Below are 14,678 nucleotides of genomic sequence, written 5' to 3' on the forward strand. Positions count from 1 at the left end.
GGGTGAATTGTAACGCCGTCTGCGGCGATCATCCTGCGGCGCACGGCGAACCGGCGGCGGGACCGCCGATTGGGCGCAGTTGTGGACTTTGTAAGGATGATAACCACGCGTGCGGCGGCAGGTCCCGGACGCGCGGGAAGGGGTACGGATCATGACTCGTTCGGCGCCGGCGCCGACGGAACTGCTCGCGGTCGCGGTCGACGTCGCCCGGGAGGCGGCGCGGACGGCGTACCGGATGCGCGCCGAGGGGGTCTCGGTCGCCGCGACCAAGACCACCGTCACCGACGTGGTCACCGCCGCCGACCGGGCGGTGGAGCGGCAGGTCCTCGACACCCTGGCCAAGCTCCGCCCGGACGACGCGGTGCTGGGCGAGGAGTACGGTGCGGGGGAGGGCGCGGGCTCCTCCGGTGTGCGCTGGATCGTCGATCCGATCGACGGCACCGTCAACTACCTCTACGGCATCCCGTACTGCGCCGTCTCGCTGGCCGCGGAGGTCGACGGCGACATGGTCGCCGGGGTGGTCCGCAACCTGTACACCGGTGAGGAGTGGACCGCCACCGCCGGCGGCGGGGCCTGGCGGGACGGGCGACGGCTGCGCTGCTCCACCGAGACCGACCTCGGCCAGACGCTGGTCGCCACCGGCTTCGGCTACGACTCGGCCCGGCGGGCGCACCAGGCACGGGTGGTCGCCGAGTTGATCCCGCACGTGCGCGACATCCGACGCCTGGGTGCCGCCTCGCTGGATCTGTGCCTGGCCGCCGAGGGGCGGGTCGACGCGTACTACGAGAAGGGTCTGGCCGCCTGGGACCTGGCGGCGGGCGGACTGGTCGCGGCCGAGGCGGGGCTGCGGGTCGGCGGGCTGGCGGGCCGCCCGGCCGGGCCGGACCTGGTGCTCGCCGCGCCACCGGCGCTGTTCGCGCCGCTACACGACCGGCTCGCCGCCCTGGACGCCTCCGGTGGCCCGTGACCGTCCGGCCTGAGTGAACACCCCGGCGGCGGTGTCCCGGGACACCGCCGCCGCGGTCACTTCCCGACCGGCATCGGGCAGGTGCCGGGCGGCGCGGTCGGCGAGCCAAGATCGCCGAGGGACTGATTGACCTCGGTGGTGGTGGCCAGTTGCTGGAAGTCGCTGCCGAGCACCACGTCGACCGTGTCGTCCTGACGCTCGACCTCGAACTTCGTGTCGGCGTTGCCGAGGAAGTACGCCAGCAGCAGGTGCGCCGAACCCACGCCCTTTGGGCCGAACCGCAGCACCGCCACGCGGTCGACCTGCTTCTTCTGGTCGGTGACCTTCTTCACCTGGAACTGCCGGTTACGGAACTCGTCGGCGACCTCGCCGGCCAGGCCGGGGCGGTCCGTGCCGTTGATGACGTTGAGCTTCACGTCCTTGCGCTCGCGCAGCGCCACGTCGGCCAGTGGCCAGCCCTCGGGACAGCCGCCGTTGGCACCCGCCCCGCTCTGGCTGTCCTTGACGATCGCGACCACCACGAAGACCAGGGCGACGACCGCCAGCAGACCGACGACAACGAGTGCTCGCACTCGCGCAAAGCTCATCTGGGCGCTCCCCGGACAGTGGTGGGTGGCGGCGGTCGGCGGTCGGACCCACCGGCCATCGGGTACGCCGCTGAGGTTAACGGGTGTCCGACCGTCGCGTGGAAACAGTCCGACATGCCGGCGCGCCACCCGGGAAGCGGGTACTACTACCCCTATCTTCGTGTCGCCTGAGTCACATTGGGAACAACTCGGGGCGCTGGGGCGTACATCTCAGCCGCGAGGGCGGTATACATGCCTCGCCCGTAGGGGGGTAAGGTTCCGCGCTCGCCGGGGAGTCCTCTGGCGGCACCGGTCCGAACGGCCGTCGGGTCGGGTGACCGACACATTGGTGGCCGGCCAGTGGGAACCGAAACAACGTCGCCCGGCGTTACACCGGCAGCGACAATATCGATATGGGAGAGTGAACCGATGGCCACCGACTACGACGCCCCGCGTCGCGACGAGGTCGACCTCGGCGAGGACAGCCTGGAAGAGCTCAAGGCCCGGCGGGTCGACTCACAGTCGGGTGCCGTGGACGTCGACGAGGCCGAGGTGGCCGAGAGCTTCGAGCTGCCCGGCGCTGACCTGGCCGACGAGGAGCTGACCGTCAAGGTCCTTCCGATGCAGCAGGACGAGTTCCGGTGCGGCCGCTGCTTCCTGGTCCACCACCGCAGCCAACTCGCCGTCGAGCGCAACGGCGAACTGATCTGCCGCGAGTGCGTCTGACCCTGATCCGGGCGGCGGCCTCCTCACCGGGGGCCGCCGCTGCCCGAGCTGCCGTGCGCGCGTGGCGGGAAGCTGCTTGACTCGTTGACGGGCGGTCGGCACGCCGACGCAACCTCGGGAGGTCGGGCGGATGAGTGGACGGACGGGCCGGTTCGGGGCGGACGGTCCTCGAGACGACACGCAGCCGGACGGCACGGCCGGCGAGGCGCCGGCCAGCCGGTCGGCCGTGGGGCCCGACGAGGGGGCGACGGCGGTCGGCGCCGACCGGCCCGGCGAAGGGACCACAACGGGCCGGACCGACCGCGTCGACGACGAGCTGGGCGCGACCGTCGCGGCGCTGACCGCCGACGACATCGAGCCGGCACGTCGGCGGCAACTGCTCACCCGGCTGGTGGGCCAGGCCCGCTCACGCGGGCTGGGCGACCTGTTCAAGCCCAGGGCCGCGCTGCGCTGGATGAGCGACACGATCGCCGACATCGCGCCACACGTGCCGATCCGCGACCTGGCCACCCTGCGCCGGCACTTTCCCGGCCTGGACGACGAGGCGCTGGCCGAGCGGCTGGTCCGTAACGCGAGCCGGGCCACCGCCGGGGTGGGCGCGGCCGGAGGTGGGGTGGCCGCGGTGGAGTGGGCCGTCACCCCCGCGCTGCTCTCCGCGCCGGTGCTGCTGGCCGCCGAGACCGTCGCCGTGGTGGCGGTCGAGCTGAAGCTGATCGGTGAGCTGCACGAGGTGTACGGCCTGCCGCTGCCCACCGGCGGCACCCAGCGGACGGTGGCGCTGGTGCAGTCCTGGGCGAGCCAGCGGGGCATCAACCCGATGCTGCCCGGGGTGGGTGTCGGCGCGGTGCTGGGCACCGCGGCCCGCAAGGAACTGCGGGACACCCTGCTGCGGCGCTTCGGCCGCAACCTCACCACCCTCGGCCCGTTCCTCACCGGCGCGGCGGTCGCCAGCTACCTCAACCGCCGGGCCACCCGCGCCCTGGCCGACCAGCTCCGAGCAGACCTGCGGCGGCAGCGTACGGCGCTGGGCGGCGGGCGACCCGCCCTGCCCTGAGAATCAGCCGGCGTCCCGGGCGGCCAGGATCGCCCCGGCCAGCTCGGCCGGACGCCGGCTGCTCACCACCCAGAACGGCGTCGGATCGGCCGGGTCCTCCAGGACCACCTGCACCGCGCCGGCCACCCAGGGACGCTGCACCACGAACGCGAGCGGATCGGCGCCGACGCCGAGCACCTCCCGCCGCCCCGCCGCGTCCAGCGGAACCGCGTCGGCCACGTACCGCACCGGCAGGTGGGCGTCGTCGACCCAGAGCTGCCCGTCGCGCACCTCCACCCGGACCCGGCCCCACCACCACAGCGCCGCCGCGGTGGCCGGCGGCAGCACCACGAACGGCAGCCACGACCGGACCCCGGAGGCACCCATCCACACCTCGAACGCGAGCAGCGTGGCCAACGCCAGACCGGCCAGCCAGAACCACCAGGGCAGCCGGAGCCGTTCGGAGTACCGCCCGGCCGCCGCGGTGCGCGGCGCCGACGACGACGCAGAAGACGACAGGCTCACTCCTGCCAGGGTACGGCGCGCGACCCGCCGCGCACCGGGCAGGATGGCAGGGTCACTCCGCGAATCGGACGGAAGAGGGAGACCGTGACCCACGTCGTACCCGTGCCCGTGCGTCAGCTCGATCCGCAGCTGCCGTTGCCCGCGTACGCCCACCCCGGCGACGCCGGTGCCGACCTGGTGGCCGCCGCGGACGTCGAGCTTCCTCCCGGCGGCCGGGCCCTGGTCCCCACCGGGGTGGCGCTGGCGCTGCCCGAGGGGTACGTGGGCCTGGTCCATCCCCGCTCGGGGCTGGCGGCCAGACTCGGTGTGACGGTGCTCAACGCGCCCGGTACGGTCGACGCCGGCTACCGGGGTGAGATCCTCGTGAACCTGATCAACCATGATCGGGACACACCGGCGAAGATCTCCCGTGGCGATCGCATCGCACAGCTCGTTGTGCAGCGGGTGGAGCGGGTCGATTTCCGGCCGGTGGCCGAGCTGCCCGGGTCCCGTCGCGGGACCGGCGGACACGGTTCGACCGGGGGACACGCCGGGCTGACGCAGTCCGTCGGCGACCCGACCGCGCGGTCGCAGCTCGCCGACCGGGCAGGCGGACAGACGGAAGAGGTGGCAGGGTGAGTGCGAACAGCGGAGGGTGGGCGAAGTGATCTTCAGCCGCAAGCGGGCCGGTGACGGGCGGCGTGCCCGTGCCGAGCGGGCCGCCGAGGTCCCCGACTCGTACGACGCCGAGGGGGCGAGCGCCCCGTCGCGCGGTCCCTACGACATCTCCGAGGCGCCGGACGGCGTGCAGCGGCTCGACCTGGGTAGCTTGCACGTCCCGGCGGTGCCGGGGGTCGAGGTCCGGGTCCAGGCCGACCCGCAGGGGGTGATCCAGCAGGTCGTACTGGTGCACGAGGAGAACGCGCTCCAGCTCGGGGTCTTCGCCGCGCCGAAGTCCGAGGGCATCTGGGACGAGGTGCGCGAGGAGATCCGCCGGTCCCTGTTCGCCGACGGCGCCGCCGCCCAGGAGGTGCAGGGCGAGTACGGCACCGAGCTGCATGCCCGGGTGCGGACCCCCGACGGCCTGACCGACCTGCGCTTCGTCGGTGTGGACGGCCCCCGCTGGATGGTCCGGGGCGTCTACCAGGGTGCCGCTGCCACCGACCCGGCCGCCGCCGGGCCGCTCGCGGCGTGCCTGGAGGGCCTCGTGGTCGACCGCGGCCAGGAGGCGAAGCCGGTCCGGGAGCCGCTGCCGTTGCGGCTGCCCCGCGAGGTCGCCGACCAGGCGGACACCGCCGAGAACGATGCCGTGCCGCCCGCCCCACGGCAGGCCTGACCGGCGGCACACCCATTGTCGTCGGGCCCGGCGTCGTCCACCGACGGCGTCGCGCCCGACGCCGTCCGGCGGGAGAGGACGGGCCGGCTCCGGCGAAGCGGGCTACGCTGTCGGGACGGGGCCGGCGCCAGGATCGTCCGGCCAGCGTGGAGAGGGTGGCGCGGAGGTCATGTCGACCGACGAGAGCCGGGGGTCGCTGCGGCGGATCCTGCGACGGTTCACCGCGAGCGAGGCCGAGATCGAGGCGCAGGAGCTCCAGCGCGAGAGCGCCGAGTCCGGTGGCACACCGGCGCGGCAGTGCTGCCGGGGCGAGGTGGTGTCGGTGAGTGGGCGGCTGCGTACCGTGGTCTACACCCCCCGGACGAACCTACCGACGCTGGAGGCGGACCTGTACGACGGCAGCGACGTGGTGACACTGGTCTGGCTGGGCCGGCGGCACATCGCCGGCATCGAGCCGGGGCGGCACGTGACCGCCCGGGGCCGGGTCGCCGTCCGCGACGAGCGCAAGGTCATCTACAACCCGTACTACGAGCTGGAGCCGCCGAAGTGACGACCGGACACCCCTCGGCCGCCGAGCCGGGTACCGCCGCCGCGGACGACGAGAAGCTGCCCAGCATCGCCGAACAGATGGCCGACCAGCTCGGCGGCTGGCGGGGGCTGGTCGAGTCCAGCGTCCCGGTGGTCGTCTTCGTGGTGGCGAACATCATCGGCGAGCTGCGCCCCGCCGTGATCGCCTCGGTGGCTGTCGCGATGCTGATCGCGGTGGTCCGGCTGGCTCAGCGGCGCCCGATCCGGCACGCCGTCAACGGGTTGTTCGGCGTCGCCATCGGCGCGGCCATCGCCTGGCGGACCGGCGACGAGCGGGACTTCTACCTCCCCGGCATCCTCTACGGCATCGCCTACGGGGTGGCGCTGCTGGTCTCGGCGGCGATCCGGCAGCCGATCGTCGGCTGGATCTGGTCGGTGCTGGTTGCCAAGGGGCGCTCCGAGTGGCGTGACGACCCGCGCCTGGTGCGTACCTTCACCGGGCTCACCGTGCTCTGGGGCGTGGTGTGGCTGGCGAAGGTGGGCGTGCAGGCCGGGCTCTACCTGGCCCACCAGGACACCGCGCTGGGGGTGGCCCGGCTGGTGCTGGGGTACCCGCCGTACGCGCTGCTGCTGCTGATCACCGTCTGGGTGGTCCGCCGGGAGACCCGGCGGACCGCGGCACAGCCGGTTCCCGGCGCCTGACCACCCGCGGCGGCTCAGCCGTTGGCGCGGGTCCGCTCCACGCTGTCCGGCCCGAGAATGACGGCGCGGACGTCGTCCTCGACGTCGGCGGTGCAGACGAAAACCAACTCGTCGCCGGCCTCGATCGGGTCGTCGGGGCTCGGCACCAGCACCCGCTTGCCGCGGACGATGGCCACCAGGGCGGCGTCGCGGGGAATCGGCACCGCGTGGATCGGCTGGCCGACGTAGGGTGCGGTCGGCGGCAGCGTGATCTCGACCAGATTCGCCTCGCCCTGTCGGAAGGTCATCAACCGGACCAGGTCGCCGACGGTTACCGCCTCCTCGACCAGGGCGGCCATCACCCGTGGCTTGCTGACCGCCACGTCGACGCCCCACTGCTCGGTGAAGAGCCACTCGTTCTCGGCCCGGTTCACCCGGGCGACCACCCGGGGCACCGCGAACTCGGTCTTGGCCAGCAGCGAGACCACCAGGTTGACCTTGTCGTCGCCGGTCGCCGCCACCACCACGTCGCAGCCGGCGATGTTGGCCTCCTCCAGGCTGGTCAGCTCGCAGGCGTCGGCCAGCACCCAGTCCGCGGCCGGCACCCGGTCCGGGCGCAGCATCCGGGGCTGGCGCTCGATCAACATCACCTGATGGCCGTTCTCGATCAGCTCTTGGGCGATCGAGCGGCCCACGTTCCCGGCGCCGGCGATGGCGATGCGCATGGCTCAGTGCCCTCCTTCGGGCGGTGCCGCGGCCACCGCGGTGACCGAGGCGGCGATGTCGTCGGTGACCAGCACGTGGAGCTGGTCACCCTCCTGCACGACGGTGGAGGCCGTGGGGAGCGTGCCGATGCCGAACCGGGTGAGATAGGCCACCCGGGCCCCGGTCGCCTCCTCCAGCTGGTGCAGTGGCCGGCCCACCCAGTCCCGGTGTACCGCAACCTCCATGATCGAGACGGTGCTGGTCGGGTCGCGGAAGATCTCCACATTCCCCTCCGGCACCAGTTGCCGCAGTATCCGGTCGGCCGTCCAGCGGACGGTCGCCACGGTCGGGATGCCCAACCGCTCGTACACCTGGGCCCGGCGCTGGTCGTAGATGCGCGCCGCGACCCGGGAGACGCCGAACGTCTCGCGAGCCAGCCGGGCCGAGATGATGTTGGAGTTGTCGCCGCTGGAGACCGCGGCGAAGGCGTCGGCCCGCTCGATGCCGGCCTGGCGCAGCACGTCGCCGTCGAAGCCGGCCCCGGTGACCGTGACGCCGGCGAAGTCGGGGCCGAGCCGGCGGAAGGCGTCGGCGTCGTGGTCGATCACCGCCACCGAATGGCCCCGGGACTCCAGGCTGTGGGCGAGGGTCGACCCGACCCGGCCACAGCCCATGATCACGACATGCACGGTGTCCCTCCCAAGGTGCGTCCCCGTCGACGGCGCAGACGTCGACAACCGAGCCTGCCACGTCCCGCGCGACGGCGGGGGACCGAACGGTACCGCGTCGGCCTGCGGCATCTGCTCAGGCACCCCTGAGGGCCAGCACGGGGTGGCCGTACCCTTAGCGCTTGTGGCCAGTCCCACCTCGCTGCTGAAGCGGCTGCTCGTCGGTCGACCGTTCCGGTCCGACCGGCTCCAGCACACCCTCCTGCCGAAGCGCATCGCGTTGCCGGTCTTCGCTTCCGACGCCCTCTCCAGTGTCGCGTACGCCCCGGACGAGATCCTGCTGACGCTCTCCATCGCGGGCGCGTCGGCGTACTTCTTCTCGCCGTGGATCGCGCTGGCGGTCGTCGTGGTGATGCTGACCGTGGTGGCCAGCTACCGGCAGAACGTGCACGCGTACCCCTCGGGCGGCGGGGACTACGAGGTGGCCACGGTCAACCTCGGTCCCCGGGCCGGCCTGGCGGTGGCCAGCGCCCTGCTGGTCGACTACGTCCTCACGGTCGCGGTCTCGGTCTCCTCCGGAGTGGCCAACCTCGGTTCGGTGGTGCCCTTCGTCGCCACCCACAAGGTGCTCATCGCGGTCAGCGCGGTGGTGCTGCTGACCGCGATGAACCTGCGGGGCCTGCGCGAGTCGGGTCGGGCCTTCGCCATCCCGACCTACGGCTTCGTCATCGTGATGGTCGGCATGATCGCGACCGGGTTGATCCGCGTGCTCGTGCTCGGCGAGGACCTGCAAGCCCCCAGCGCCGGGTTGGAGATTCAGGCCGAGCACAGCGTGACCGGCTTCGCCCTGGTCTTCCTGCTGCTGCGCACCTTCTCCTCCGGCTGCGCCGCGCTCACCGGCGTGGAGGCCATCTCCAACGGCGTGCCGGCCTTCAAGGCCCCCAAGAGCCGCAACGCGGCGACCACGCTGCTGCTGCTCGGCACCATCTCGGTGACCCTGCTGGTCGGCATCATCTGGCTGTCCCGGCTGACCGGACTGCAGTTCGTCGAGGACCCGAACCTGCAGATCATCTCCGGCCCCGAGGGGTACGTGCAGAAGACCGTCACCGCCCAGCTCGGCGAGACCGTCTTCGGTGCCGGCTCGCTGCTGCTCTACGTGGTCGCCGCGATGACCGCCCTGATCCTCTTCCTCGCCGCGAACACCGCGTTCAACGGGTTCCCGGTGCTCGGCTCGATCCTGGCGCAGGACCGCTACCTGCCCCGCCAGCTGCACACCCGGGGCGACCGGCTGGCCTTCTCCAACGGCATCGTCTTCCTCGCCGTCTTCGCGATCGTGCTCATCGTCGGTTTCCAGGCCGAGGTCACCCGGCTCATCCAGCTCTACATCGTCGGGGTGTTCGTCTCCTTCACGCTCTCCCAGGCCGGGATGATCCGGCACTGGAATCGGCACCTGAGCCGTGAGCGGGACCCGGGGGCCCGCCGGCGGATGCTGCGCTCCCGGGCGATCAACACGTTCGGCATGGCGATGACCGGGACGGTGCTGGTCATCGTGCTGGCCACCAAGTTCCTGCTCGGCGCGTGGATCGCCATCGCCGCGATGGGGGTGATCTACGTGCTGATGCTCGCCATCCGCCGGCACTACGACCGGGTCGCCGAGGAACTGGAACCGACCGAGGTCCGGGGAGTGCTGCCCGCCCGCAACCACGCCATCGTGCTGGTGAGCAAGCTGCACCAGCCGACCCTGCGGGCCATCGCGTACGCCCGGGCCACCCGGCCGGACACCCTCACCGCGGTCACCGTCAACGTGGACGAGAAGGACACCCGCCAGCTCCAGCAGGAGTGGGAACGGCGGGAGTTGCCCGTCCCGCTCACCGTGATCGACTCCCCGTACCGGGAGATCACCCGGCCGGTGCTGAACTTCGTCGCCAACACCCGCCGGGAGTCGCCCCGCGACGTGGTCACGGTCTTCATCCCCGAGTACGTCGTCGGCCGCTGGTGGGAGAACCTGCTGCACAACCAGAGCGCGCTGCGCCTCAAGGGGCGGCTGCTCTTCGAGCCGGGCGTGATGGTGACCAGCGTGCCGTGGCAGCTCGCCTCCACCGCCAACAAGAACCTGGACCGCCTCGACGAGAACCTGACCCGGACCCCGGCCCGGGGACCCCGGGTGGTGCCTCGTGGCGCGCTGCCGCCGGGCGACACCGGCCCGAGCGACGGGGACGGCCGGTGACCACCCGACGCCCGGCGCCGACCGGGGCCGGGCGGCCCGGGCTGGAGGAGGCCGAACGCGTCGAGCTGACCGTGGACGCGGTCGCCCCGGGCGGGCACTGCGTGGCCCGGTTCGACGGGCAGGTCGTCTTCGTCCGGCACGCGCTGCCCGGCGAGCGGGTGGTCGCCGAGGTCACCGAACTGCACCGGGGGTTCGCCCGTGCCGAGGCCGTCGAGATCCTGGACGCCGCCCCCGACCGGGTCGAGCAGCCCTGCCCGTACGCGAAACCGGGCCGCTGCGGCGGCTGCGACCTGCAACACGTCACGCCCGCCGGCCAACTGCGCTGGAAGACCGAGGTGGTGCGCGAGCAGCTCACCCGCCTCGGTGGGCTCACCGGCGCGCAGGTCGACGCGCTCGGCGTCACCGTCGCGGCGCTGCCCGGCGGGCCGCTCGGCTGGCGCTCCCGGGTCCGGTACGCGGTCGACGCCGCCGGCCGGGCCGGACTGCTCAAGCACCGCTCGCACGAGGTGGTGCCGATCGACCGCTGCCTGATCGCCCACCCGGCGATCCAGGAGCTGCCGGTGCTCACCGGGTCCGGCGCGCGCTGGCCGGACGCGGAGGCGGTGGAGACGGTCGCCTCCACCGGCGGCGACGTCACCGTCGCCACCGTCACCGAGGGGGCCACCGCGGCGGTGCGCGGACCCGACCGGGTCCGCGAGCGCGCCGCCGGCCGGGAGTGGTCGCTGCCCGCGACGGCGTTCTGGCAGGTCCACCCGGCGGCGGCGGACACCCTCATCGACGCGGTGCTGGAGTTGACCGACCCGCAGCCGGGGGAGCGCGCCTGGGACCTCTACGGTGGCGCCGGGCTGTTCGCGGCGGCTCTGGCCGGTCGGGTCGGCGACGCCGGTCGGGTCGTCCTGGTCGAGGCGGCCGGGGACGGTGTCGCCGCGGCCCGGGAGAACCTGGGTGACCTGCCGCAGGTGGAGGTGGTGGCGGCTCGGGTGGAGACCGCGCTGGCCCGCCGCCGGATCACCGGCCCGGTCGACGTCGTGGTGCTCGACCCGCCGCGCTCCGGCGCGGGCGCGGCGGTGGTGCGCGCCCTGCTGGCCGCCGGGCCACGGGCGGTGGCGTACGTGGCCTGCGATCCGGCCGCCTTCGCGCGGGACGTGCGCACCGTCACGGCGGCCGGTTGGCGGCTCGCCGCCCTGCGCGGATACGACCTGTTCCCGATGACCCAGCACGTCGAGCTGGTCGGGCTGTTCCTGCCCGGTGATGATCCACCGTCGGGTCGCGGAGTGTCGCGTGGCCGATAGACTCTCCGGTCATGAGTGTTGAAGAGGGTACGGCCAACCACGGTCGGCTGCTGAACGCGGTGCGCGGGCCGCAGGACGTGAAGCGGATGACCGCCGAGCAGCTGGACATCCTCGCCGCCGAGATCCGTGACTTCCTGATCGCCAAGGTGTCCCGCACCGGTGGGCACGTCGGCCCCAACCTCGGTGTGGTGGAGCTGACCCTGGCCATGCACCGGGTCTTCGACTCTCCCCGGGACCGGCTCCTGTTCGACACCGGCCACCAGGCGTACGTGCACAAGATCCTCACCGGTCGGCAGGAGGGCTTCGACAAGCTCCGCCAGCGCGGCGGCCTCTCCGGGTACCCGAGCCAGGCCGAGAGCGAGCACGACCTGGTCGAGAACTCGCACGCCTCCACCGCCCTGTCGTACGCCGACGGGCTGGCCAAGGCGTACGCGCTGCGCGGCGAGCAGCGCGCCGTGGTGGCCGTGGTCGGCGACGGCGCGTTGACCGGCGGCATGTGCTGGGAGGCGTTGAACAACATCGCCACCGCCGGCAACCCGCTGGTCATCGTGGTCAACGACAACGGCCGGTCCTACTCGCCAACCATCGGCGGGCTCGCCGACCACCTCTCCTCGCTGCGGCTCAACCCCGGCTACGAGAAGGTCCTGGACACCGTCAAGGACGCCCTCGGCAACACGCCGTTCGTCGGCAAGCCGATGTACGAGGTGCTGCACGCGGTCAAGAAGGGCATCAAGGACGCGGTCGCCCCGCAGGCGATGTTCGAGGACCTGGGCATCAAGTACGTCGGCCCGGTCGACGGGCACGACCTCGCCGCCGTCGAGTCGTCGCTGCGCGCGGCGAAGAACTTCGGCGGCCCGGTGATCGTGCACGCGGTCACCCGCAAGGGCTACGGCTACCGCCCGGCCGAGGAGGACGAGGCGGACTGCCTGCACGGCCCGGGCGGCGCCTTCGACGTCGAGACCGGCAAGCTGCTCGCCGCCCCGTCGGTGAAGTGGACCCACGTCTTCGCCGACGAGCTGGTCACGATCGCCGACGAGCGACCCGACGTGGTCGGCATCACCGCCGCGATGGCCGAGCCCACCGGCATCGCCACCCTGGCCCGCAAGTATCCGGAGCGGGTGTACGACGTGGGCATCGCCGAGCAGCACGCCGCCACCTCGGCCGCCGGCCTGGCGATGGGCGGTCTGCATCCGGTGGTCGCGGTCTACGCGACCTTCCTCAACCGCGCCTTCGACCAGGTGTTGCTGGACGTGGCGATGCACCGGCTGCCGGTGACGTTCGTGCTGGACCGGGCCGGTATCACCGGGCCGGACGGGCCGAGCCACTACGGCATCTGGGACATGTCGGTCTTCGGGGTGGTGCCGGGTCTGCGGATCGCCGCACCCCGGGACGCCGCCAGCCTCCGCGAGGAGCTGCGTGAGGCGGTCGCCGTCGACGACGGCCCGACGATCCTGCGCTTCCCGACCGGTACCGTCGCCGCCGACCTGCCGGCCCTGCGCCGGATCGGCACGGTCGACGTGCTGGCCGAGTCGGCACGGACCGACGTGCTGCTGGTCGCGGTCGGCTCGTTCGCCGGCCTCGGCGTGCAGGTCGCCGCCCGGGTCGCCGAGCAGGGCTACGGCGTGACCGTGGTCGACCCGCGCTGGGTGCGTCCGGTCCCGGCGGAGCTGGTCGAGCTGGCCGCCGCGCACCGGCTGGTGGTCACCGTCGAGGACGGCGTCCGGGTCGGCGGGGTCGGCGACGCGCTGGCTCAGGCGATGCGCGACGCCGACGTCCGGGTGCCGCTGCGCGACCTCGGCGTGCCCGCCGACTGGCACCCGCACGGCACCCGCGCGCAGATCCTCGCCGACCTGGGCCTCACCGCCCAGGACGTGGCCCGGGACGTCACCGGTTGGATCTCCGGCCTGGACACCACGCCCGTCGAGCCGGTCCACCTTCCGGCCCGCGACGCCAGCGCCCGCTGACCCGTACGCCTGACGGGCGGTCCCGGTGCGCCCGGGGCCGCCCGTCAGGCGTGCCTCGGGGCGGGTTGCGCTGCGGCGGCGGCCACCGGACGGCCCATGCCGCCGGGAGGGTCAGCGGCCGCCGACGGAACGGTAGTGGGTCTTCTCCGCGGTGGCCAGGCTGAACGACTGCTTCGCGGCGGGCATCGGCACGACCACCAGGCCGGGGCGGTCCACCAGGCGGGGTGTGCCGGGCGGCACCGACAGGGACGAGTCCCGGCTGCTGCGCCAGGTGAGCACCACCAGCGGCTGCCCCGGCACCGGCAGCGGGTACGCCTGCAACGGGTTGGACCGGTCGGCGGGGGAGACCACCGGGGTGCCGCCACCGGCCGGGCGGTAGATCACCGCCGTCATCGTGCCGGCGTCGCTCTCCCAACTCAGCTGCTCCAGGTCACCCGGGTCGTCGCCGCCGCCGAGCGCCATCTCGCCGATGCCCCGCACGGCCAGCTTCTCCATCGGCCACGACTCCGGCACCGACGCCGGGGCGTCCCGGTCGCCGATGCGGCGGGGAATGCTGCCGAACGGTCCTCGCTCGCCGGCCAGCACGCAGGTGTCCAACCCGTTCAGCGCCCGCCTGCCCGAACCGGTCTCGTCGCGGACCAGCGGGTGACGCGGGTCGCTGGTCGCGGTGCCCAGGTCGAGCAGCCGGTCGGCGGCCCGCCCGCGCGGCAGCGACTCGGTACGGCGCAACGTCGCGGTCACCGGCACGGCCGCGCACTCGGGCACGGCGACCGGCGCGGTGAGACCGTCGGTGATCCGCAGGGCGCGCCCGTCCGGACCGAGCAGCCGTTGCACCCGGTTGGAGACCAGGTAACGGCGTCCGTCAGCCGACGGCACCGGCAGCACGTCGGCGTAGGCGAGGTAGCCGCGATCGGTGTACTCGGTGGCCCGGTCCACGGCGTACCGGCCACCGGAGCCGGCGAGCTGCAGCAGCCAGGACGCCGCCTCACCGGGCACCTCGGCGGCGACCAGCGCCAGCGGGGCCCCGCCGACCTCGCCGGACCAGAGGATGCCGGAGGAGGGCAGGTGGGCACGGTCCCCGATCGGGGACCGCCAGGCGCGAACCGCCTCGGTCACCGCGTCGGTCGCGGCGGTGTCCTCGGCGAGCGAGCCGCGTGGCGGCCAGACCGGCAGTGTGCCGTCCAGACTGTCGTAGCCCATCCGTAGCTGGCGAGCCTGACGCTCGGCGATCGGACCGCACGCGGTCACCGCCAGCACCAGGGCCAGCAGTGCGGTGACCGTCGTGCCGCAGCGGCGGACTGACCCCACCTGTACGCCCCCGATCGCCTCGCCGTCGTTGTCGGAAGCCACATGGTACGCAACGGCCGCGCCGATGGCTGAATCGGCTGATCTGGCCCGACCTTGGATCGCGTCCGCCCGGGTGCTGCTCCGGAGGCCGCGTCGAATGGTCACAAGGGACACGGGCGTGGATTTCGGCGGAT

15 protein-coding genes are annotated in these 14,678 nt (G+C 73.2%); 10 read left to right on the forward strand and 5 right to left on the reverse strand.

The features are described from left to right. The first annotated feature begins 151 nt into the window (after positions 1-151). Positions 152-967, forward strand: a complete 816-nt coding sequence (locus E1166_RS08555; RefSeq protein ID WP_132337314.1) for an inositol monophosphatase family protein — start codon at positions 152-154, stop codon at positions 965-967. A 56-nt stretch (positions 968-1,023) separates the two neighbouring features. Here E1166_RS08555 and E1166_RS08560 read toward each other — a convergent pair whose 3' ends face one another. After that, on the reverse strand, positions 1,024-1,539 hold the full coding sequence (locus E1166_RS08560) for a LytR C-terminal domain-containing protein (protein ID WP_207914106.1): 516 nt from the start codon (positions 1,537-1,539) through the stop codon (positions 1,024-1,026). 423 nt (positions 1,540-1,962) lie between these two features. On the opposite strand from E1166_RS08560, the gene E1166_RS08565 reads away from it, so the two are divergent. Next, on the forward strand, positions 1,963-2,259 hold the full coding sequence (locus E1166_RS08565; RefSeq protein WP_046565779.1) for a DUF4193 domain-containing protein: 297 nt from the start codon (positions 1,963-1,965) through the stop codon (positions 2,257-2,259). Between the two features lie 130 nt (positions 2,260-2,389). Further along, on the forward strand, positions 2,390-3,313 hold the full coding sequence (locus E1166_RS08570) for a hypothetical protein (protein ID WP_243710249.1): 924 nt from the start codon (positions 2,390-2,392) through the stop codon (positions 3,311-3,313). Between the two features lie 3 nt (positions 3,314-3,316). Here the strand turns inward: E1166_RS08570 and E1166_RS08575 are convergent, their stop codons facing one another. Beyond that, positions 3,317-3,811, reverse strand: a complete 495-nt coding sequence (locus tag E1166_RS08575) for a DUF3093 domain-containing protein (RefSeq protein WP_132337352.1) — start codon at positions 3,809-3,811, stop codon at positions 3,317-3,319. 90 nt (positions 3,812-3,901) lie between these two features. On the opposite strand from E1166_RS08575, the gene dut reads away from it, so the two are divergent. The 4 genes from dut (at position 3,902) to E1166_RS08595 (ending at position 6,362) form a co-directional block, all read left to right on the forward strand. Further along, a complete protein-coding gene (gene dut / locus E1166_RS08580; RefSeq protein ID WP_132337320.1) occupies positions 3,902-4,435 on the forward strand; it encodes a dUTP diphosphatase in 534 nt (177 codons plus the stop codon). A gap of 25 nt (positions 4,436-4,460) precedes the next feature. Further along, positions 4,461-5,132, forward strand: coding sequence for a DUF3710 domain-containing protein (locus E1166_RS08585; protein ID WP_132337322.1), 672 nt, complete (start codon positions 4,461-4,463; stop codon positions 5,130-5,132). 169 nt (positions 5,133-5,301) lie between these two features. Beyond that, positions 5,302-5,682: an OB-fold nucleic acid binding domain-containing protein gene (locus tag E1166_RS08590; protein WP_132262254.1), complete on the forward strand. Its 381-nt coding sequence runs from the start codon at positions 5,302-5,304 to the stop codon at positions 5,680-5,682. Continuing rightward, positions 5,679-6,362 carry a DUF3159 domain-containing protein gene (locus tag E1166_RS08595; RefSeq protein WP_132337324.1) on the forward strand — a complete coding sequence of 228 codons (684 nt, stop codon included), beginning with the start codon at positions 5,679-5,681 and terminating at the stop codon, positions 6,360-6,362. The genes E1166_RS08590 and E1166_RS08595 overlap by 4 nt, the downstream gene beginning before the upstream one ends. A gap of 14 nt (positions 6,363-6,376) precedes the next feature. On the opposite strand, the gene E1166_RS08600 is transcribed toward E1166_RS08595, so the two are convergent. Further along, positions 6,377-7,066, reverse strand: a complete 690-nt coding sequence (locus E1166_RS08600; protein ID WP_132337326.1) for a TrkA family potassium uptake protein — start codon at positions 7,064-7,066, stop codon at positions 6,377-6,379. A gap of 3 nt (positions 7,067-7,069) precedes the next feature. Further along, positions 7,070-7,735: a TrkA family potassium uptake protein gene (locus E1166_RS08605; RefSeq protein WP_132262260.1), complete on the reverse strand. Its 666-nt coding sequence runs from the start codon at positions 7,733-7,735 to the stop codon at positions 7,070-7,072. Between the two features lie 163 nt (positions 7,736-7,898). Between E1166_RS08605 and E1166_RS08610 the strand changes: the two genes are divergently transcribed. From E1166_RS08610 to dxs, 3 genes are read left to right on the forward strand one after another with little or no spacing between them, the layout of a single operon-like run. Further along, positions 7,899-9,941, forward strand: coding sequence for an APC family permease (locus tag E1166_RS08610; RefSeq protein ID WP_132337328.1), 2,043 nt, complete (start codon positions 7,899-7,901; stop codon positions 9,939-9,941). Then, complete coding sequence (locus E1166_RS08615) at positions 9,938-11,233, forward strand: TRAM domain-containing protein (protein ID WP_132337330.1); 1,296 nt, start codon at positions 9,938-9,940, stop codon at positions 11,231-11,233. Before E1166_RS08610 ends, E1166_RS08615 begins: the two co-directional genes overlap by 4 nt. 11 nt (positions 11,234-11,244) lie before the next feature. After that, positions 11,245-13,197, forward strand: a complete 1,953-nt coding sequence (gene dxs / locus E1166_RS08620) for a 1-deoxy-D-xylulose-5-phosphate synthase (RefSeq protein ID WP_132337332.1) — start codon at positions 11,245-11,247, stop codon at positions 13,195-13,197. A 111-nt stretch (positions 13,198-13,308) separates the two neighbouring features. Here the strand turns inward: dxs and E1166_RS08625 are convergent, their stop codons facing one another. Continuing rightward, positions 13,309-14,505, reverse strand: a complete 1,197-nt coding sequence (locus E1166_RS08625; RefSeq protein ID WP_132337354.1) for a hypothetical protein — start codon at positions 14,503-14,505, stop codon at positions 13,309-13,311. Positions 14,506-14,678 lie beyond the last annotated feature (173 nt).

This window comes from Micromonospora sp. KC213 (genome assembly GCF_004348325.1).
Lineage (GTDB): Bacteria > Actinomycetota > Actinomycetes > Mycobacteriales > Micromonosporaceae > Micromonospora.

Excerpts from the sequence above, each read along its gene's own strand:
- E1166_RS08555 (WP_132337314.1), top strand. The coding sequence starts at position 152 with ATGACTCGTTCGGCGCCGGCGCCGACGGAACTGCTCGCGGTCGCGGTC.
- E1166_RS08565 (WP_046565779.1), top strand. The coding sequence starts at position 1,963 with ATGGCCACCGACTACGACGCCCCGCGTCGCGACGAGGTCGACCTCGGC.
- E1166_RS08570 (WP_243710249.1), top strand. The coding sequence starts at position 2,390 with ATGAGTGGACGGACGGGCCGGTTCGGGGCGGACGGTCCTCGAGACGAC.
- E1166_RS08590 (WP_132262254.1), top strand. The coding sequence starts at position 5,302 with ATGTCGACCGACGAGAGCCGGGGGTCGCTGCGGCGGATCCTGCGACGG.
- E1166_RS08600 (WP_132337326.1), bottom strand. The coding sequence starts at position 7,066 with ATGCGCATCGCCATCGCCGGCGCCGGGAACGTGGGCCGCTCGATCGCC.
- dxs (WP_132337332.1), top strand. The coding sequence starts at position 11,245 with ATGAGTGTTGAAGAGGGTACGGCCAACCACGGTCGGCTGCTGAACGCG.